Origin of the sequence: Streptomyces sp. NBC_00572, from assembly GCF_026341815.1 — a bacterium.
In the GTDB taxonomy this organism is placed as follows: Bacteria; Actinomycetota; Actinomycetes; order Streptomycetales; family Streptomycetaceae; genus Streptomyces.
On sequence record NZ_JAPENX010000002.1, the window covers coordinates 140,364 to 158,636 of the forward strand.

The 18,273-nt window shown below is 70.3% G+C and carries 13 protein-coding genes and 7 pseudogenes; 9 read left to right on the forward strand and 11 right to left on the reverse strand.

Features of this window, described 5'->3' with window-relative positions; translation table 11 throughout:
• Window positions 1–56: 56 nt before the first annotated feature.
• The 3 genes from xdhC to OG514_RS32930 are packed head-to-tail and all read right to left on the reverse strand — an operon-like array spanning window position 57 to window position 4,844.
• Window positions 57–866 carry a xanthine dehydrogenase accessory protein XdhC gene (xdhC, locus tag OG514_RS32920; RefSeq protein ID WP_266901131.1) on the reverse strand — a complete coding sequence of 270 codons (810 nt, stop codon included), beginning with the start codon at window positions 864–866 and terminating at the stop codon, window positions 57–59.
• Between the two features lies 1 nt (window position 867).
• Window positions 868–3,294 carry a xanthine dehydrogenase molybdopterin binding subunit gene (xdhB, locus tag OG514_RS32925; protein WP_266901132.1) on the reverse strand — a complete coding sequence of 809 codons (2,427 nt, stop codon included), beginning with the start codon at window positions 3,292–3,294 and terminating at the stop codon, window positions 868–870.
• Window positions 3,291–4,844, reverse strand: a complete 1,554-nt coding sequence (locus OG514_RS32930; protein ID WP_266901133.1) for a xanthine dehydrogenase small subunit — start codon at window positions 4,842–4,844, stop codon at window positions 3,291–3,293. The genes xdhB and OG514_RS32930 overlap by 4 nt, the downstream gene beginning before the upstream one ends.
• Window positions 4,845–5,169: 325 nt before the next feature.
• On the opposite strand from OG514_RS32930, the gene OG514_RS32935 reads away from it, so the two are divergent.
• Window positions 5,170–5,319: a hypothetical protein gene (locus tag OG514_RS32935; protein WP_266901134.1), complete on the forward strand. Its 150-nt coding sequence runs from the start codon at window positions 5,170–5,172 to the stop codon at window positions 5,317–5,319.
• A gap of 588 nt (window positions 5,320–5,907) precedes the next feature.
• Complete coding sequence (locus tag OG514_RS32940; RefSeq protein WP_266901135.1) at window positions 5,908–6,807, forward strand: PI-PLC domain-containing protein; 900 nt, start codon at window positions 5,908–5,910, stop codon at window positions 6,805–6,807.
• A 56-nt stretch (window positions 6,808–6,863) separates the two neighbouring features.
• Here OG514_RS32940 and OG514_RS32945 read toward each other — a convergent pair whose 3' ends face one another.
• Both OG514_RS32945 and OG514_RS32950 read right to left on the reverse strand, forming a co-directional pair.
• Window positions 6,864–7,283: a hypothetical protein gene (locus tag OG514_RS32945; protein WP_266901136.1), complete on the reverse strand. Its 420-nt coding sequence runs from the start codon at window positions 7,281–7,283 to the stop codon at window positions 6,864–6,866.
• A gap of 390 nt (window positions 7,284–7,673) precedes the next feature.
• Window positions 7,674–9,284, reverse strand: a complete 1,611-nt coding sequence (locus tag OG514_RS32950) for an FAD-binding oxidoreductase (protein WP_266901137.1) — start codon at window positions 9,282–9,284, stop codon at window positions 7,674–7,676.
• A gap of 64 nt (window positions 9,285–9,348) precedes the next feature.
• Between OG514_RS32950 and OG514_RS32955 the strand changes: the two genes are divergently transcribed.
• The gene (locus OG514_RS32955) at window positions 9,349–9,984 is read left to right on the forward strand and encodes a TetR/AcrR family transcriptional regulator (RefSeq protein ID WP_266901138.1); all 636 of its coding nucleotides are present in this window, start codon (window positions 9,349–9,351) and stop codon (window positions 9,982–9,984) included.
• Window positions 9,985–10,320: 336 nt separating this feature from the next.
• Here OG514_RS32955 and OG514_RS32960 read toward each other — a convergent pair whose 3' ends face one another.
• Window positions 10,321–10,641, reverse strand: a complete 321-nt coding sequence (locus tag OG514_RS32960) for a hypothetical protein (protein WP_266901139.1) — start codon at window positions 10,639–10,641, stop codon at window positions 10,321–10,323.
• A gap of 196 nt (window positions 10,642–10,837) precedes the next feature.
• A pseudogene (locus tag OG514_RS32965) lies at window positions 10,838–11,133 on the reverse strand (IS5/IS1182 family transposase); the annotation flags it as partial.
• 114 nt (window positions 11,134–11,247) lie between these two features.
• On the opposite strand from OG514_RS32965, the pseudogene OG514_RS32970 reads away from it, so the two are divergent.
• Both OG514_RS32970 and OG514_RS32975 read left to right on the forward strand, forming a co-directional pair.
• Window positions 11,248–11,550: pseudogene (locus OG514_RS32970) on the forward strand (DJ-1/PfpI family protein); the annotation flags it as partial.
• A 186-nt stretch (window positions 11,551–11,736) separates the two neighbouring features.
• Entirely contained in the window at window positions 11,737–13,053 is a 1,317-nt protein-coding gene (locus OG514_RS32975; protein ID WP_266902251.1) for a sodium:proton antiporter, read from the forward strand.
• Between the two features lie 229 nt (window positions 13,054–13,282).
• Here OG514_RS32975 and OG514_RS32980 read toward each other — a convergent pair.
• Window positions 13,283–13,467 (reverse strand): annotated as a pseudogene (locus OG514_RS32980) (6-pyruvoyl tetrahydropterin synthase family protein); the annotation flags it as partial.
• A 551-nt stretch (window positions 13,468–14,018) separates the two neighbouring features.
• Here OG514_RS32980 and OG514_RS32985 point away from each other — a divergent pair.
• The 3 genes and pseudogenes from OG514_RS32985 to OG514_RS32995 all read left to right on the forward strand — a co-directional run.
• Window positions 14,019–14,156: a hypothetical protein gene (locus tag OG514_RS32985; protein ID WP_266901140.1), complete on the forward strand. Its 138-nt coding sequence runs from the start codon at window positions 14,019–14,021 to the stop codon at window positions 14,154–14,156.
• 78 nt (window positions 14,157–14,234) lie between these two features.
• Window positions 14,235–15,077: pseudogene (locus OG514_RS32990) on the forward strand (MBL fold metallo-hydrolase); the annotation flags it as partial.
• A 118-nt stretch (window positions 15,078–15,195) separates the two neighbouring features.
• Window positions 15,196–15,273: pseudogene (locus tag OG514_RS32995) on the forward strand (hypothetical protein); the annotation flags it as partial.
• A 48-nt stretch (window positions 15,274–15,321) separates the two neighbouring features.
• Here OG514_RS32995 and OG514_RS33000 read toward each other — a convergent pair.
• A pseudogene (locus OG514_RS33000) lies at window positions 15,322–15,531 on the reverse strand (hypothetical protein); the annotation flags it as partial.
• Between the two features lie 62 nt (window positions 15,532–15,593).
• On the opposite strand from OG514_RS33000, the pseudogene OG514_RS33005 reads away from it, so the two are divergent.
• Window positions 15,594–15,869, forward strand: a pseudogene (locus OG514_RS33005) (transposase); the annotation flags it as partial.
• A 104-nt stretch (window positions 15,870–15,973) separates the two neighbouring features.
• Here the strand turns inward: OG514_RS33005 and OG514_RS33010 are convergent.
• Window positions 15,974–17,593 (reverse strand): cation acetate symporter, encoded by a 1,620-nt coding sequence (locus OG514_RS33010; protein WP_266901141.1) that lies wholly within the window; start codon window positions 17,591–17,593, stop codon window positions 15,974–15,976.
• Entirely contained in the window at window positions 17,590–18,192 is a 603-nt protein-coding gene (locus tag OG514_RS33015) for a DUF485 domain-containing protein (RefSeq protein ID WP_266901142.1), read from the reverse strand. The genes OG514_RS33010 and OG514_RS33015 overlap by 4 nt, the downstream gene beginning before the upstream one ends.
• Between the last annotated feature and the right edge of the window lie 81 nt (window positions 18,193–18,273).

Below are 18,273 nucleotides of genomic sequence, written 5' to 3' on the forward strand. Positions count from 1 at the left end.
CACGCCACGTCGTCGTCATGGAGCCGCCCACGCCACGTCGTCGTGGCGTGGGCGTGTCAACTCCCCTCGGTCTCGAAGGCGCGCAGCAGATCGGCGGCGACACTCACGGCGATCGTCGCGGGTTCCTTGCCGGTGATGTCGCCCAGCCCGATCGGGGTCTTGATCCGGTCGATGGTGGACTCGGCGTGGCCGCCCTCGGTGACGAGGCGTCTGCGGAAGCGTCCCCATTTGGCCGCCGACCCGATCAGCCCGATCGAGCCGAGATGGGTGGTGCGCAAGGCAGCGTCGCACAGAGCCGCGTCCTCGGCGTGATCATGAGTCATGATCAGGACGTGGGTGCCGTACGGCAACTCCTCGAGCACTTCCTCGGGCAGCAGCGGTGTGTGGTGCACGTGGATCTGGGCCACCGCGTCCGCCAGCACGTCGAGCCGCTGCTCGGTGAGGATGGCGGAGCGGGTGTCGATCAGATGGAGGTCGAGGTCCTGGCGCGCGAGGATGCGCGCCAGTTCCATTCCGACGTGCCCGACTCCGAAGATGGCCACGGCTCGTACCACCGGGAGTGGTTCGAGCAGCACGGACACCGTGCCGCCGCAGCATTGCACGCCGTGCCGGTTGGTCACCTTGTCGTTCAGGGCGAAGTCGAGCAGTTCCGGATCGGGTTCGGCCGAGACGATCATCTCCCGGGCCCGGTCGATCGCGACCGCCTCGACATTGCCGCCACCGATCGAGCCCCATGTCTCGGTCCGCCCCACCACGAGCTTCGCACCGGCGTCGCGGGGTGCGTGGCCGCGCACGGTCGCGACGGTCACCAGTACGCCGGGCTCCCGGCGTGCTCGCAGCCGGGTGACCGCGGCGACCCATGTCATGTCAGGCACCGCTCAGCGCTTCTGCCTCGGTGCGGGTCGTGCCGTCGGCGGCAGGCCCGTTGCGGGTGAGGTCGTGCGGGGCGTCACCGTTCCGGGAGGCGTCGCTCCGGTGGGCCGCTTGGATCGCCCAGTACACCGCCTCGGGCGTCGCGGGCGACGCCAACTCGACGCCGACCCCACTCGGACCGAACGCGGCGGCGGCCTGCCGCAGCGCCTCTCGTACCGAGAACGCCAGCATGAGCGGGGGCTCCCCCACCGCCTTGGACCCGTACACGGCGCCCTCTTCGGTGGCGTTCTGCAGCAGCGTGACGTGGAACTCCTCGGGCATCTCCGAGAAGCTGGGCAGCTTGTACGTGCTCGCGGCCTGCGTCAGCAACCGGCCGCGGTTCGGCCCGTCACTGGCGTCCCAGCGCATGTCCTCAAGCGTCAGCCAGCCCGCGCCCTGCACGAAGCCGCCCTCGACCTGACCGATGTCGATCATCGGGGACAGGCTGTCGCCGACGTCGTGCACGATGTCCACCCGCCGGATGCGGTACGCACCGGTGAAGCCGTCCACCTCGACCTCGGCCGCGGCGGCGCCGTGGGAGAAGTACTTGAACGGCGAGCCCTGGAACGCCTTCGCGTCCCAGTGCAGACCCTCGGTGCGGTAGAAACCGGCCGCCGACAGCTGCACTCGCTGGAAGTACGCGGTGCGCACGAGGTCGTCCCAGACCAGCTCCTGGTCGCTGCCGAGGGCGCGGGCGACGCCCTCGACGATGCGTACGTCCGAGGCGTTCGACCCCAGGCGGGTGGCGGCCACCTGCAGCAGCCGCTCGCGCAGCTGCTCGCAGGCGTTCTTCACCGCGGCGCCGTTGAGGTCCGTGCCCGCGCTCGCGGCCGTGGCCGAGGTGTTGGGCACCTTGTCGGTACGCGTCGGGGCCAGCCGCACCTTGTGGAGCGGGATGCCCAGCGTGGTCGCCGCCACCTGGAGCATTTTGGTGTGGAGGCCCTGTCCCATCTCGGTGCCGCCGTGGTTGATCAGGACCGAGCCGTCCTTGTAGATCAGCACCAGCGCGCCGCCCTGGTTGAAGGCGGTGAGGTTGAAGGAGATCCCGAACTTGATGCCGGTCATCGCGAGCGCCCGCTTGGTGTGCGGGTGCGTGGCGTTGAAGGCGGTGATCTCGCGCTTGCGGTCGGCGATGCCTGCGTCGTCCCGGACCTGCTGCCAGACCGCGGAGATCCGTTCGGGCTGGACGACCTGCTGACCGTACGGGGTCGACTGCCCCCGCTGGTAGAAGTTGCGCTCCCGCAGCTCCATCGGATCCAGGCCGAGCAGCGGTGCGCACCGGCCCATGATGTCCTCGATCACCAGCATGCCCTGCGGTCCCCCGAAGCCGCGGAAGGCCGTGTTGGAGACCTTGTTGGTCCTGGCGATGCGACCGGCGATGCGCGCGTTCGGAATCCAGTAGGTGTTGTCGATGTGGCACAGCGCCCGGGCGACCACCGGCTCGGACAGGTCCAGACTCCAGCCGCCGTCCGCGGTCAGAGTGGCGTCCAGGGCCCGGATGCGGCCGTCCGCGTCGAAGCCGATCTTCCACTGGGCGTGGAACCCGTGCCGCTTGCCGGACATGGTCAGGTCCTGGGTCCGGTTGAGCCGCACCCGGACCGGCCGTCCGGTCAGCGTGGCACCGAGCGCGGCGACGGCCGCGAACCCGTGCGGCTGCATCTCCTTGCCGCCGAAGCCGCCGCCCATCCGGAGGCACTGCACCGTCACCTCGTGGCTGCGCAGCCCGAGCACGTGGGCGACGATCTCCTGGGTCTCGGAGGGGTGCTGCGTGCTGCTCTGCACGAACACCTGCTCGGCCTCGTCGATGTGGGCCAGCGCCGCGTGCGTCTCCAGGTAGAAGTGCTCCTGATCGGAGAACTGGAGCTCTCCCGTGAACACGTGCGCGGAGTCGGCGAAGCCCGCGTCGACGTCGCCGGTCAGCATCACGGGACGGGCGCCGTGAAAACTGCCGGCCTCGATGGCCTCCCGCAGCGTGACCAGTGACGGCTGTTCGTCCAGTTCCACCTCGACGGCCGCCGCACCGAGCCGGGCCGCCTCCAGGGTCTCGGCGAGCACCCAGGCGACGGCATGGCCGTGGAACATGACCGTGTCGGGGAACAGCGGTTCGTCGTGCTTCATCCCGGCGTCGTTGACACCGGGCACGTCGGCAGCGGTCAGGACGCGGACCACGCCGGGCACGGTGAGCGCGGGCTCGGTGCGCAGCACGGTGATCCTGCCGTGGGCCTTCATGACCTGGACCGGGTAGGCGTGCAGGACGTCCTTGGTCCGGTGGACCAGGTCGTCGGTGTAGAGCGCGGCGCCGGTGACGTGCAGCGCGGCGCTCTCGTGCGGCATCGGGACGCCGACGACCGGCTTCTCCGGACGCTGGGACAGTTGACTCATGACGACACCGCCTCGGTGGTCTGCACGTACGTCTTCAGCAGGCTCTGGCCGAGCATCGCGGAGCGGTAGTCGGCGCTGGCACGGTGATCGTCCATGGGGGTTCCCTCGACCCGCAGCACCTCGGCCGCGGCCTCGACGGTCTCCGCCGTCCATGGCTTGCCCTCCAGGGCCGACTCGGTCGCGAGGGCGCGGATCGGGGTGGCGGCCACGCCTCCCAGGCCGATGCGTGCCTTACGTACGATCCCGTCCTCGATGTCGAGCGCGAAGGCGGCCGCGACGCTGGAGATGTCGTCGAAGCGACGCTTGGCGATCTTGTGGAAGGCGGTGACCGGCGACAGCGGGAGCGGGACCCGTACCGTTCGGATCAGTTCGTCGGGACGGCGCACGCTCTGCCGGTAGCCGGTGAAGTAGTCCGCGAGGGGGACCTCGCGCTCGCCGTCGGCGTCGGTGAGTACGAGCGATGCCTCCAGCGCGAGCAGTACCGGCGGGCTGTCACCGATCGGGGAGCCGGTACCCAGGTTGCCACCGAGGGTCGCACCGTTACGGATGAGCCGGGACGCGAACTGCGGGAACAGATCGGCGAGGAGCGGGACACCACCGTCGAGGCGGCGCTCGATCTCGGTGAGCGTCAGCGCCGCCCCGATCTCGATGGAGTCGGACTCGACCCGCAGCTCGCGCAGTTCGGGCAGACGGTCGACTGCCACCACACAACCGGCCCGACGTGAACGGATGTTGACCTCCACGCCCCAGTCGGTGGAGCCGGCGACCACCACCGCTTCGGGGCGCTCGCGCAGCAACCGCAGTGTTTCGGCCAGGGTGTTCCTGCGCAGGAACGCGCTGTCGTCCTGTACGTAGTCGGTGGCGACCGGCGCGGGCGGGGACTGCTCTCGGCGCTGGGCGAGAGGGTCCTCGGCGATGGGCGTACCGACGGCGAAAGCGGCGTCGCGGATGGGGCGGTAGCCGGTGCAGCGGCACAGGTTCCCGCTCAGCGCGTGCAGGTCGAAGCCGTTCGGACCGTGCTCGTGGTCGTGCTCGTGCTCGTGGCCGGTGCTGTCGCGGTGGCCGTGGCCGTGGCCGCGGACGGTGGCGACGGTGCTGGTGCGGTTGGCACCGTCCGTCACGCCCTGGGCCGGCCCCGCGTTCACCCGGCGGTCGGGACGGTAGTACTCGGCGGCCATGCTGCAGACGAACCCCGGTGTGCAGTAGCCGCATTGGGAGCCACCGCGGACGGCCATCTCCTCCTGCACCGGGTGCAGAGTGGGCGCCGCACCGGGCCGTCCCGCCGTGGCGAGGCCCTCAGAGGTGATGAGCTCCTGACCGTCGAGCGCCGCGGCCGGGACCAGGCAGGCGTTGACCGCCACCCAGTCGGTGGGCTTGTGCACCCCGGGCCGGGCCACCAGCACGGAACAGGCGCCGCACTCACCCTCGGCACAGCCTTCCTTGGTGCCGGTGAGGCCCCGTTCACGCAGGAAGTCCAGCACCGTGGTGTGGGACGCGGCGGGAGCGAGGGGTGTTTCCTTCCCGTTGACGGTGATCCGCGCGGCTACCACGACGGGCCTTCGATTCGGCGTGAGATCGGTCGATTCATCATGTTCGCCAATGTTCCGGCAACTTTCTGTGCTCAGGGGGCGCCACGCCACGGAAGCGTGCGCGAAGCGGCGCGCGACAGCGATGTGCCGGGGCCGGGGCGGTGTGGGAAGAGGAATGTGCCGCGGAGGGGCACAGCAGAACGGCGCGCCGGGCGTACTAGCAGCCGTGCGCGATACGACCCGGAACCCAGACCGTGGTGTGGGCGAGGCGACTCAGATCGGAGCAGGTGTACATCCGCCGGTCGCCTCCTCTCGGTCGCCATGGGTGATCGTTGACCGCAAGTTAGTGGCTGACGCCAAGGAGGTCAAGCACGCCCTCAGCGCTCCCTCGCACGGTCCACGATCCACCGGAACCGCCGACGGCTGGGAGAACGCCCCCATCGCCTACGGGGTCGCACTCCGCCTCGCCGCCCTCCTCGTCTGGACACGACGCTGAGCAACAGCCGGGGCAATCAGCCCGATGAATGGACCACGAGCCGGTCATGCACTCCGTCGAAGATGCCGTCCAGGACCCCACCTCCGAGGGTTGCGCAGCGGCGTGGCCACGACGCTTCTTCGCCGGCCCGGCACTGGGTGCGTCGGGGGTCTTGCGCCCGTCGGTACAAGGGCACACCATGCATGTGACTGACTGGTAGTTCAGTATCACCGGGGTCGCCGCCGAGGCCGAGGGACACCCCCGCGAAAGTCGGCAGGGGCACACCGCTCCACCGGTCGACGATGGTGACGAGCAGAGCCATCACGCCATATCAACTAATAGCCTCACAAACAGGGTTGAATTGACGGTCGGCGCGCTACGCTCCCCCTCATGCCGACCATGAACATGCCATCCCGGAGTGCCCGTCTCGGCGCGGCCCCGCGGTCCGGACCGTGCTCGGCCGGGACCACGTCCTCGACGAGACCCCTCCGGTTCTCCTTCGTCCTCCTACTCCTTCTGAGCCTTCTCGGGATACCGGCTCTGGCCAGTGCAGCACCGGCCCCGCCCGCCCGATCCGTCGCGGCCGCCGCTACGGCGAACGGCTCCGCCGTGGCCCAGGCCCAGGCGCGCTGGGGCGAGCGGCGACTCGACCAGGTCTCCTTCCTCGGAACCCACAACGCGTTCACCAACTACGAGGACTCCCGCTGGAGTTCGGTGGGCCAGTCCGAGTCCATACGCCACCAGCTCGAAAACGGCGTGCGCGGCCTGAGCCTGGACACCCACTGGTACGAGCGCAGCACGTGGCTCTGCGTCATCAGCTTCGGCAGCGACTGCTACCCGAGCGACGTCTACCTCTGCCATGGCGAGTGCAAGACCTTCGCCGGGATCACGTACGCGCTGCCCCGGCAGTCCTTCCAGAGCAGCATGCAGACCGTGGTGGACTTCCTCGCGGCGAATCCCCAGGAGGTGGTGACCATCTTCCTGGAGGACTACGTCAGCGCCCAGCAGCTGGGGAACTCACTCGGCCGCGTACCCGGCCTCGACCAGCTGCTCTTCCGGCCGGATGCGTGGAACGTGCGCCAACAGGGGTGGCCGAAGATGACCGACCTCGTCGGCTCCGGCAAGCGCCTGCTGATCTTCAGCGACGAGCCTGACCGTGAGCACCTGGGGGTCATGTACGACAAGGCCTGGACCGTCAGCAACTTCTGGAGCCTCGGGGACCTCGGCAACGACCTCACCTGTGTCAGCCGGTGGTCCGACGTACCGCTGAACCGTCAGGAACCGGGCTTCCGGCGGCTCTTCACCATGAGCCACCATCGGAACGTGCCCACGGTCATCAACGCCGCTCTCGACAACGGGGCCAAACTGCGGGACCGCATCAACCAGCAATGCCGCCCGGCGGCCGGCGACCGCGACCCGAACTTCGTCTCGGTCGACTTCCACCGAACATCCGACGGGAGCGGCCACACGCCGGCCTCGATCGTCGCGGAACTCAACGCCCGCAACTGAGACCCCGCCGGCATCTCTCGTCGCGGCTCGGCCGGTACCGGCCGAGCCGCTTGGAGTCAGAGCCCCGTCGGGTCGGTGTCGCAGCTGGCGCGGCGCCGGCCGATCGTGACCAGGGCCTCCCAGAGGGCGTCGAGCTCCCCGCGGCGAACCTCGTGGATCGCTCCGTCCAGGGGTTCGGCGCCCGGGCCCAGCGGCCGATCCGACTCCCCGGCGTCCCTGCGGAGGACGATCCCGGTGGGCGGATCCAGGGCACGCAGATCCCGTAGGAGACGGTAGCGGGCGAGGTCGGCCTCGGGATGGGCCAGATGGCGGGTGATCACCGCGATGTCGGGCAGCAGCACACGGGCCTGGGCCAGGGCGATCCGGGGCTCGAAGGCGTGGGCGACGATGCGGAAGTGCGGGCTGGAGTGGACGCGGGCGCGCACCGATTCCAACTCGGCGCCCTCGGGCAGGCCTGCTATCAGCACGGTCATCATCGAAGCCATTGTCCCTCCATCCTGCCCCTCGTGCCTCGCCGTGGCGGCAGTGGAGGCCGCCCGGCGGAGTCCGCCCGCCGGTCGACGCCTCTCGGCCGCTCATCGCACTCCCCGCTGCCGAAGGAGACCCCGGGCGGTCCCCGACGGCCGGGTGACGACTCCGGCGGCCTCTCCGGACGCGACCGGGGTCCAGGCGCCCGCAGGAGCGTGTGGGAGATCTCCCGAGGCCTTCCTCGGCATCCACGTCGCCGCCGAGGAGCGTTCGCCGAAGACGACCGGGTCGTCTCCGGGAACACGGTGACACGGTGACCGACACGCCGGGGCATGCACCGGGACCAGCCGTCCACCGGTCGGGCCGCACACCGCCGCGCCGGACGGGGCGAGGCCGCCTCAGTCCACCAGCACCCCCGGGTTGAGGATGCCGTGCGGGTCGAGGGCGCCCTTGGCGGCACGCAGGGCGAGGGCGAACGGCTCCGGCCGCTGGCGGTCGTAGCCCGGCCGGTGGTCGCGGCCGACGGCGTGGTGGTGGGTGATGGTGGCCCGGTGGTGGTGGAGCACCTCCCCCACCACCGCCTTCAGCTCGTCCCAGAAGGCGACCTCGTCCCCCGGGCGGCCCGCGGCGAGCACGGTGAAGTAGGGCGCTGCGCCGTCCGGATAGACGTGTGTGAGACGGCAGTTGACGGTGGCCGGGTGGCCCGAGATCTTGAGCGCCGCCTCGTTGACCGTCCTGCGGACGTCCTCGATGAGGGCGGGGACACGATCCCAGGTGGCCGCCGTCTCGAAGGTCTCCGCGACGGCGCCCATCCGCGCCAGGCCGTCCCGAAGGTAGGGCATGCGCAGGAACGCCGACCGCCACGCGTTCACCGCCTCGTCGGCGGGAGCACCGTCCGTACCGACCTCGGACGGCTCGCGTCGGCCCCCGTGAGAGCGGGCCAGGTCGACGGCCTGTGCGAGCCGGGCGTCGACCGGGGCGTCGGCGGACTCGAAGCCCAGGACGAGGACGGCCGAGCCGTCCCGCGCGGCACCGGCCAGCGCAGCCTCGCCGGAGTCGAGCAGCCGGCAGTTGGCGGGGGCGAGGTCGGACTGCGCGAGGGCGCGGACCGCCCCGAGCGCGGCGCCGAAGTCGTCGAAGGCGAGCGAGGCGGACGCCTTGTGGACCGGGCGGGCCTGGAGCCGTACCCACGCTTCGGTGATGATGCCGAGCGAGCCCTCCGAGCCGAGGAACATCCGGTCCGGCGAGGGACCCGCGCCCGAGGCGGGCAGCCGCCACGATTCCGCGGTGCCGGCCGGGGTGACCACCCGCAGGGACTGGACGAAGTCGTCGATGTGCGTGCGGCCGGTGGCGTAGTGGCCGCCGGCCCGGGTCGCGAGCCAGCCGCCGAGGGTGGAGAACTCGAAGCTCTGCGGGAAGTGCCGGAGCGTCAGGCCGTGCGGACGCAGCTGGTTCTCCAGGCTCGGTCCAAGCGTTCCCGCCTGGATGCGGGCGGCCCTGCCCTCGGAGTCGACCTCCAGCACCCGGTCCATCCTGGTCAGGTCGAGGGAGAGCACCGCGCGATGGCGGTCACCCCGGTACTCGACCCCGCCCACCACCGAGGACCCGCCACCGAAGGGCACGACGGCGACCCGGTGTTCGCCGGCCCAGTCCAGGAGGTCGGCCACCTCCCATTCCTCCGTCGGGAACGCGACCAGGTCGGGGATCCGGCCCGGACGGCCGCGCAGGGCGCGCGCGATGTCCCGGTACGCCTTCCCCATCGCGTGGGCGGCGCGGTCGCCCGGATCGGTGCTGATCAGCGGCGCCAGGCTCGCGGAGGGCTGGACGGCGGGTGCCCCGATGCCCAGATCGGCGATTCGGGGTACGGGGAGCGGGCGGGCCAGGGTTCCGGGCAGCAGGGCGCCCATCGCCACGCACTCGGCGTCGTCGGGGTGGGCGCTCTCCCACCCCCAGCCCCACCAGGACCGGAGGGGGGCGGGCGGAATCGACTGCGTCGTCGTGCCGGACATGGGCGCTCCAGAGGCCGCGAGTGAATTTACCAAGGGGTAAATTACTTACTGATAATATCCACGCATGGCAACCCCTCGTTCGAAGGCCGGCACCAAGGGCGTCCCCCGGCACCTGCGTCGGCAGCAGATGCTGGAAGCCGCCACGGAGGAGTTCGGAAGCCGCGGCTACGCCGCCGCCTCCCTGGCCGCCGTCGCGGAACGCGTCGGCGTCACCAAGACGCTGCTGCACCAGTACTTCGGCACCAAGGAAGACCTGTACGTCGCCTGCCTGGCGCCCGTCGGAGACAGCCTGCTCGACACGATCCGCACGGCCATGGGCGAGGAGGGAACGACCCCCCACACCGCCCTGCGGGTGCTCCGCGGCATCTTCGTCGCACTGGAGGGACGCCGGGAGGCGTGGTTCGTCCTCTACGACCGCTCCCTGCCGCCCGACGGCGAGGCCGCCCGGACGGCGGCGATCTACCGGACGGCCATCGACGCGCTCGCGGCCGACGGCACCACCGAGCTGCTGCGCGCCGCCGGATCCACCGACCCCATGGACGCCGACGCGCTCCGCCACGTCTGGACGGACCTGGTCGGCACCCTCGTCCGCTGGTGGGTCAAGCATCCCGAGGAGACACCGGAGGCGATGACCCGGCGCTGCGCCCGCCTCTTCACGGTCGCCGCCGCACTCGCGGTCGACCCCGCGCCCCCGAGCTGACCGGAGGACCGGACGGCGGGGAGGCCGGAGGAACCAGAAGGCCGGAAGACAGGGCGACCGGAAGACAGGGCGACGGGAAGGACCGGAGCACCGGACGGGCTGACGACGAGGAGCACCGAACCAGGGGCATGCCCGACGAACAGGGCAGCACAGGGGTGCTGGCGGTGGACGACAGGTCGCCCGAGGGCGTTGTGGTCGCGCAGTACACGACCGGCGTGCGGACCGAGGCGTAGCCGCGGCTCGTCCAGGACGTCCCGCCCCGGGCCGCGGACGACGCCCACACCTTCGCGCGCAGCGTGGAAGGGGCGATCCGCGCCGTGCGGCGCTCTTCACCGGTCACATGCCGGTGATGTCCCTGGCCCGCTGGAGCACGGAGTCGAGCGCGGCCACCCCGCCGTCGCGCCGCCTCGCGCGCGCCGCCCGGTCCTCCGGAACCAACCGTTCGGCGGTCCGCACGGCGTAGGAGTCCGGGTCGCCGAAGGCGGCCCGCGGGTGCTCACCCGTCTCCTCGCAGTACGTCGTGACCTCCTTGACTGCCCGGAGCACGACCGCCCGGTCCACGCCCGGCTGCATGGCGAGCCGTACCTGGAAACGCGCCATCCACTTCTCGCGGTCCTTCCCTCCCGCGGCGTCCGTCGTCCGGTCCTTCTTCGTCACGTGTGCTCTCCCGTGTGATCGGCAGCCGTCCGTCCTGGAGTGGGACGCCGAGGCGCTCCGGTGGGTTGCCCGAGCGAGACGCCTTCCGGCCGCCGACGACACCCTGCCCTGGCCCGGCGGACCGCTGGACGAAGTCGGGGTCCTGGAGCATGTCCGGACCAGAGAGTTCCGCAGGAAGTCCGGCCGTCTGCGTGCGGAACCGCTTGCGCGGCCGGAGCGCGAGTAGGGGGCCGCGGTGTCTGATGACGCGGTCGGCCGCGGACTTCGATGCCCCAAGGAGCAAGGCAAGCTGGCGCAGCGTCAAGTTCGTGCATCCGTACGCCGTGACCGGCAGCACCCGACCTTCCAGCGGCAGCCCCCACGGCCGACCCTGCCGCACCTCATCGGTCCCTCACAGCGCAGCGGGGTCACCAGCTTGTCGAGGCAGCGCGGGCTCAGCCCGGTGAACGGGGCTGTCCGGGACGGGGCCGACGCTGTGATCACTCCAGGCACAGCAAGATCATGGCCTCACGCCGGCCCTGTTGCGCCATCCGCTCACAGGACGCCTGGCCGGGACCTCACCCTGGCTGCACCAGCGACGCCGGGTTCACCGTGCAGCCCTCGGCCGGTCCCGAGGCGCTCGCCGCCGCCGACAACGTGGTCCTCCCGCCCACTCACGCCATGCCCGAGCTCGGCCGGGGCGGCCCGCTGCCCCCCGAGGTCGCCGCGGCCATCAACGGCATCCGGCCCAGCACCCGGCTCGTGTCCATCTGCACCGGGTCGTACGTGCTCGCCGCCGCCGGGCTCCTCGACGGCCGGCCAGCCACCACGCACTGGAACCTGGCCCCGGAGTTCCGCGGGGCCTACCCCCAGGTCAAGGTGGACGAGGACGTGCTCTTCGTCGACGACGGAGACGTGCTGACCTCGGCTCCGGCAACTCCCTGCGCGCGCACATGCGTACGGCCTTCGGTGTCTCGCCCGCCGCCTACCGCCGCGCGTTCGGCACCGGCGCCCTCCCTGGACGCGGACAGGAGACGGAACCGTCCGTATGACGGGGGCGCTGGTGGACACCGCCGGTTCCCTGGCGGCCACCTCCCCGGGAGGGACGCTGTCGGCGTGCTGTCACGGCACGGCGCGGCCCGCGCCTTACGCTGCAACGCCGGGACGAACCCGCCGGGACCGAGCCTCCCCGAAAGCGCGGATGTCTTGCTTGCCGTCACCGTCATCGCGGGCGTTCTGTTCACCTGGTGCGTCCTGTCGCGCAGGCTCGCGCTGTGGAGCATCACCGCACCGATCGCCATGATGGTGGCGGGCATCGCCCTCACCAGCGGCTCGGACCCGCCGCTCGTGTTCGACTTCGGCGACCTGGCCGGCTTCGAACGCGCCGTGGAGGTCGTCCTCGCCCTGCTGCTCTTCGTCGACGCGACCGAGGTTCCGGCGGGAGGAATCCGACGAGAGAGGAGCGTCGTCGCCCGCCTCCTGGGCGTCGCGTTGCCGCTGGCCCTGGGCGCCGCCTTCCTGACCGCGCTCGCCTTCTTCCCCGACCGGCCCGGGTGGGTGCTCGCGACCCTGGCGACGGTTGTCGTCCCCCTCGATCTGGCGCCCGCCGCGGCCCTCGTGCGGGACGAACGCATCCCGGCGCGCCTCCGGGAGGTGCTCAACGTCGAGGGCGGCCTCAGCGACGGGATCGTCTCGCCGGTGTTCCTGATCTGCGTCGCCGGCGCAGCCGAGTACCACACGGTGGGATCCGACTACGCCGAGGCGCTCCTCGACGCGGTCGGAGCGGCGGGCTGGGCCGTCGGAGCCGGATCGCTCGTCGGCTACCTGGCCGGATGGCTGCTGCGCCGGTCCTGGGCGAAGGGCTGGACCCTGCCCACCGCGGCGAGACTCGCGGTACTGAGCGTGCCCCTCGCCGCGTACTCCCTGTCGGCCTCCCTGGGCGGCAACGGCTTCGTCGCCTCGTTCGTCGCCGGCGTCTGGGTCGCCCCGGCGATGCGGCATCTGCCCGAGGGCACCGTGCGGATGACGGACGATCTGGTCACCCTGTCGACCCTCGCCCTGTGGTTCCTCTTCGGCCAGTTGGTCAGCGACGAGTTCTGGGACGGCTTCCACCTGTCCGTCGTCCTCTACGCCATCCTCGCCTGCACCCTGGTACGCCTGGTGCCCGTGGCGGTCGCCCTCGTCGGTACGGATCTGTCCCTGTCCGACCGGCTGTTCCTGGGGTGGATGGGGCCCAGAGGAGTGGCCTCGGTGGTCTTCGGGCTGCTCGCCACGATCGAACTGCGTGCCTCCGGTGGCGGTGACTTCATCTCGCGGGTGATGGTGATCACCGTCATGGTCAGCATCGTGCTGCACGGCCTGAGCGCCGAGCCCCTCGGCCGCCGCTACGCCCGAGGGCGGCTCCCCTCGCCGGAACCCCGGGGCCGGGGATGAGGGTGTGCGGCGGGCCGGTCTTCACCCTCCGGCCCGCCGCACCGCGTCAGGACGGGAGCCATATCCGCCAGGTGGCCTCGTTCTCCTGCACACCAGCGGCCCACCGCCTCCTGCGGCGACAGCTTCTGGTCCGCGATCATCAGAGCGACAAACGCTTCGGCCCGTGGGAGACCGTCTCACCTCGACCGCTCAAGCTGTTCGTCGACAGGTCGCCCCGTTTTGGAGTTTCCTAGACCTGAACTGCGCTGATTTCCGGTAGGCGTTCACGCCAGAGGTCGAAGATCCACACGGCGAGATTCTCAGCCGATGGGGACACCCCCTCGATCACCTCGTTCAAGTCCCGGTGATCGAGGGGGTGTCATCCACCCATTTCTTGAACGCATCAAGATCGCCGTAGTCGCGGACGAACCCCGACCAGCCAGGTCCGCTCGGTCTCGGCCCAGGCTTCCTCCATCAGCCGGATACCCTCCGCGCTGCGGGCCGGATAGCGGACGAGTAGGTGTGCGAGGAGGCGGAAGCGGAGTCGGCGGGTGGTGTGGGGTGCGTGGCGGCGTAGGACGCGGCGGTGGAAGGCGGGTGGTGGGGTCGAGGCGGCTGAAGGCCCAGCGGAGCGTCGATACGAAGGTGAAACCGATCAAGGAATGACGACGGCACGCACCCCGGAGGCGAGATCGAACCGTCCAAGGGTTCGACACGGTGCGACGGCTACCCGAATGGCCTACTCGCTTAGCCGACCCCCGAGGGCAGGGCGAGCCTTGAGGGTGCAGAAGCGCTCGTAGCCGCAGAGCCCGGGGCTGGATGCCGGTCGCGGCCGACAGGAGAGGTCGCCATGGCCTACACGCCCAAGGACGCCGCCCCCGCTACGGCCGCTGTGAACCGGGAGGCGGTCGACCGGTACGACATGGACGACCGCCAGGACTTCGCTGACGCGGACCGGGGGCTTCATCGCGCCGTTCCCGGACAAGGTGTACGACCGGGACGGGCGGGTCGCCTTCGACATCTCCCGGTTCGACTACCTGGCCGAGGAGGCACCGGCACCGGACACCGTCAACCCCAGCCTGTGGCGACAGTCGCAGGTGATGCGCAAGGGTGGCTTGTACTAGGTCGTGGATGGCCTCTACCAAGTGCGGAACAACGACGTCAGCAATCTCACCGTGGTCGAGGGCGACAACGGCCTGGTCGTGATCGACTGCCAGACCTCGGTCGAGGCGGCGGCACAGGGCATGGCGGTGATCCGCGAGCACGTCAGCGACAAGCCTGTGGTCGCCGTGATCTACACCCACACCCATGTCGACCATTACGGCGGCGTCAAGGGTGTGGTCGACGCGGACGACGTGGCGTCCGGGAGGGTACCGATCATTGCGCCTGGGGCTGTCGCGTCGTTCGACAAACATGCTCTCGGCGAGAACGTCGTTGCGGGCAACGCGATGTCGCGCCGTGCCTCCTACGCGTTCGGCAGCCTTCTCGACCTGTCCCCTACCGGGCACATCACCTGCGGCATCGGCATCACCCTGGTCCCGAACCCGACCATCTCCTACCTCTCGCCGACCGACCCGATCACCGAGACCGGCACCAAGCGGGACCTCGCAGGGCTGACCTTCGAGTTCCTCTACGCCCCCGATACCGAGGCCCCGGAGGAGATGCACATCTGGATCCCGCAACTCGGTGCGATGACCTGCGCGGAGAACGCGAACCACACCCTGCACAACATCCAGACGCTGCGCGGCGCCAGGACCCGCGACGCCCGGAACTTCAGCCGCTACCTGGATGAGACCTTGGAGCGATGGGGCGACGACGTCCAGGTGCACTACGGCACTCACAACTGGCCCGTGTGGGGCAACGACGGTGTCGTCAACCTGTTGGAATCCCAACGCGACACCTACAAGTACATCCACGACCAGTCACTGCGCCTGGCCAACCAGGGCTACACCCCTCTGGAGGCCGCCGAGGAGATCGAGCTCCCTCCTGCGCTGGGCGGTAAGTGGTTCAACCGCGGTTATCACGGCACCCTTCACCACGACGCCCGCGCGGTGTTCACCAAGGAACTGGGCATGTGGGACGGTGACCCGGTCTCCTTGAATCCGCACCCCCCCGGTCGAGACCGCCGAGCGCCTCGTCGACCTGATCGGACCGGAGCGGGTCATGGCCGAGGGACGTCGCGCGATCGAGGCCGGCGACTACCGCTGGGCCTCACAGATCCTGCACGCCCTGGTCTTCGCCCAGCCTGACAACCAGGCCGCCCGGGGGCTTCAGGCCGACGCGTACGAGCAGCAGGCGTTCGACCTCGGCGAGAGTGAACACGGTCGCGCTCCAGCGGGAGCCGTCCGCTGCCAGCCGTACCTCTACGTCGACGTTGCAGACGGCATCCAGATCCTCGCCGGCGCTGGGCAGGAATGACGCTTCGAACCGATCTGTGCGAACGCGGTACCAGGGTTCATCCCAACCCTGCTCAATGGCCTTGTCCCCGGTGCTGGTCATCCGGGAAGTGTGTCGATCCGGCTCGGCGCGCTCAACCGGGTTCCCCGGCAAGCTCCCGCCTCGTGAACGTGAACCTTGTCCCCGATGATCTCTGGGACCGGATGGCCCCGCTGTTGCCGGTGCGCCCACGGCGACACCGCCGTCCCGGACGGCTCCCAGTGCCGGACCGGATCGCACCGGCGGGCATCGTTTACGTCCTGTGCAAGGGCGTGGCCTGGCGCGACGTGCCGAGCGAAGTAGGGGGCTGCTCAGGTGTGACGGCCTGGCGCCGTCTGCGGGACTGGACCGAGGCCGGAGTCTGGCCCCGCCTGCATGCCGCCCTGCTGACCGAGATGCGCCTCCGTAGATCATTCTGAAACGATCGGTAAGGTACTTCGGGACAGCCGAAAGGGCGCCCGGTCTGGAACATCAGGCCGGGCGCCCTTTCGTTGGGGCGTGCGCGTCAGGACACGGAGGCGCTGTTCGCCGCGGGTGTGCCGGCCAGGATCGTCTCCTCCACCGCTTCGTACCGCAAGCGCTGGTCGGCCGGGTCGCGTTCATGGAGCACCGTGCCGAGCCAGCCCGCGAGAAAGCCCAGCGGGGCCGAGAGGATGCCCGACGTGGTGAACGGGAACCAGTTGAAGTCCTGGTCCGGGAAGATCGCCTGGGGCGATCCGGACACCAGGTTGCTGCCGGTCATGAGGATGAACGCGGAGGCGCTGCCCACGATGAGGGTGCAGAGCAGTCCCGTACGGGAGTAGCGGCGCCAGAAGAGGCTGTAGATGAGGGCCGGTGCGACCGCGGACGCGCCGATGCAGAACGACAGGGTGAGCATTGCCTGAAGGTTGAGATGCCGTACACCGGCGGCGATCGCGATCGCCACGAGCCCGACGCCCGCCGCGGCGGTCCGGGCGATGGCCATCTCTGCGGAGCCCTTCAGTTGTGCCTTGCGGAACAGCCCGTGCGTGATGAGGTCGTGCGCCAGGGTGTTGGCGCAGGCGAGGGTGATCCCGGCGACCGAGGCCAGCAGCGTGAGGAAGATGGCTGTCGCCACGGCCGTGAACAGCAGTGTCTCGACGGTCGTCTGGTCCGTGCCCATGACGGCCTGGCTGACCATGAGGAACGCTGTCTTGCCCTGCGGGTCGCTGGCGACGATCCCCTGGTGGCCGACGATCGCCGCCGCGCCGAAGCCGATGACGGCGATCAGCAGACAGGTCACGACGACGGTCGACACGGCCCAGGACATCGAGCGCCGCACGGCTGCCGCGCTGCGCGCGGTGAACATGCGCATGGTGATCTGCGGCAGCACCGCGGCGCCGAGCACGACTGTCAACTGAGTGCTGATCATGTTGAGTTCGTTGCCGCCGAACTGCAGACCGGAGGCGAGATAGGCGTCTCCCGCCCCGCTGCCGCGCTTGGCGGCGTCCAGCAGGGAGGGCAGGCTGAAGTCGAAGCGGTTGAGGATGACCGCGGCGATCGCGAGGGACGCGCCGAGCAGGACGACGGTCTTGACGATCTGGATGAAGGCGGTGCCCTTCATGCCGCCGATCGCCGCGTACGCGATCATCAGCAGGCCCAGGAACACGATCGCGCCTGTCTTGAAGCCGTCGCTGTGGAAGCCGAGGACGACGGAGAGGAGATCGCCGGCGCCCGCGAGCTGGAAGATCACCAGCGGCAGCAATGCGGTCAGGGTGACCGCGGCCGTGGTGATCCGCACGGCGGGGCCGGGGAGACGCCGGGTGAAGACGTCGCCGATCGTGAACCGGCCGGCGTTACGCAACGGTTCGGCGAGCAGGAACATCATCAGGACCAGCGAGAGCACGGTGCTCAGGGCGAGCGTGAGGCCGTCGTAGCCGACGAGCGCGATGATGCCGATGGTGCCGAGCACGGTGCCGGCGGAGATGTAGTCACCGGCGATCGCGAGGCCGCTCTGCACGGGGGAGAGCGAGCGGTAGCCGGTGTAGAACTCGCCCAGGTCGTCACGATCCGGGCCGGTCATCACGCACAGCAGCAGCGTGACGGTGATGACCGCGATGAACGCCATCAGCGACATGGTCTGGGCCCCGGAGCTGAAGCTGGTCATGCGCGCGCACCTCCGGTGGGCTGCTGCCACACGGGACGTCCGGTGCGGCTCTGGCGTTCTGGCCGGGGCTCGGCTGCCGCGGCAGCCTGCTCGGCGCGTTCGCGGATCGCCGCGGCGAGCGGGTCGACGCGGTGGCGCGCGATCCGCTCGTACAGCGCGATCGCAGCCAGCGCCACGGGCAGCTGGAGGAGCCCCAGGATCAGACCGGTGGTGAGACCACCGGTGATGTTGCTGGTCATCATCGAGGGGGCGTAGCCGGACAGGAAAAGGAAGATGACGAAGTAACCGAGCGCGGTGAAGGTGGCGACGCGGCGGAGCCTGCGGTAGGCCGATCCGAGCCGGTGCAGATCATCACGATCGTCGGTGGCGGCGGGCGGCTGCGGCTGCGGGGGCACGCCCCAGGGCTGCTGCGCGGAGTCCCCGCCCTGCGGCGAGGAGTCCCACGCTCGCGGGGACGAGTCCCAGGCTGCCTGTGGGTCGGTGCCCCAGGACGGCGATCCACCTTCCCAGGACTGCGACGCCGCCTCTTGGCGGTGCCGCCCGGCATTCCGGTGCTGCGGTACGTGCGGTGGGCCGGGGAAAGGCTGGTGGTACGACATCGATCTTGCTCCTTGCCGCCTCGGGGGACGGGCTGGTGGCGCTGGTGGTCCGCGTACGTTACTCATGGGTATAGCTCCTGC

Bases quoted from the DNA above. Each gene is read 5' to 3' on its own strand.
- OG514_RS32950 (WP_266901137.1), bottom strand. From the start codon at position 9,284: ATGTCCGGCACGACGACGCAGTCGATTCCGCCCGCCCCCCTCCGGTCC.
- OG514_RS32955 (WP_266901138.1), top strand. From the start codon at position 9,349: ATGGCAACCCCTCGTTCGAAGGCCGGCACCAAGGGCGTCCCCCGGCAC.
- xdhB (WP_266901132.1), bottom strand. From the start codon at position 3,294: ATGAGTCAACTGTCCCAGCGTCCGGAGAAGCCGGTCGTCGGCGTCCCG.
- xdhC (WP_266901131.1), bottom strand. From the start codon at position 866: ATGACATGGGTCGCCGCGGTCACCCGGCTGCGAGCACGCCGGGAGCCC.
- OG514_RS33010 (WP_266901141.1), bottom strand. From the start codon at position 17,593: ATGACCAGCTTCAGCTCCGGGGCCCAGACCATGTCGCTGATGGCGTTC.
- OG514_RS32945 (WP_266901136.1), bottom strand. From the start codon at position 7,283: ATGATGACCGTGCTGATAGCAGGCCTGCCCGAGGGCGCCGAGTTGGAA.
- OG514_RS33015 (WP_266901142.1), bottom strand. From the start codon at position 18,192: ATGTCGTACCACCAGCCTTTCCCCGGCCCACCGCACGTACCGCAGCAC.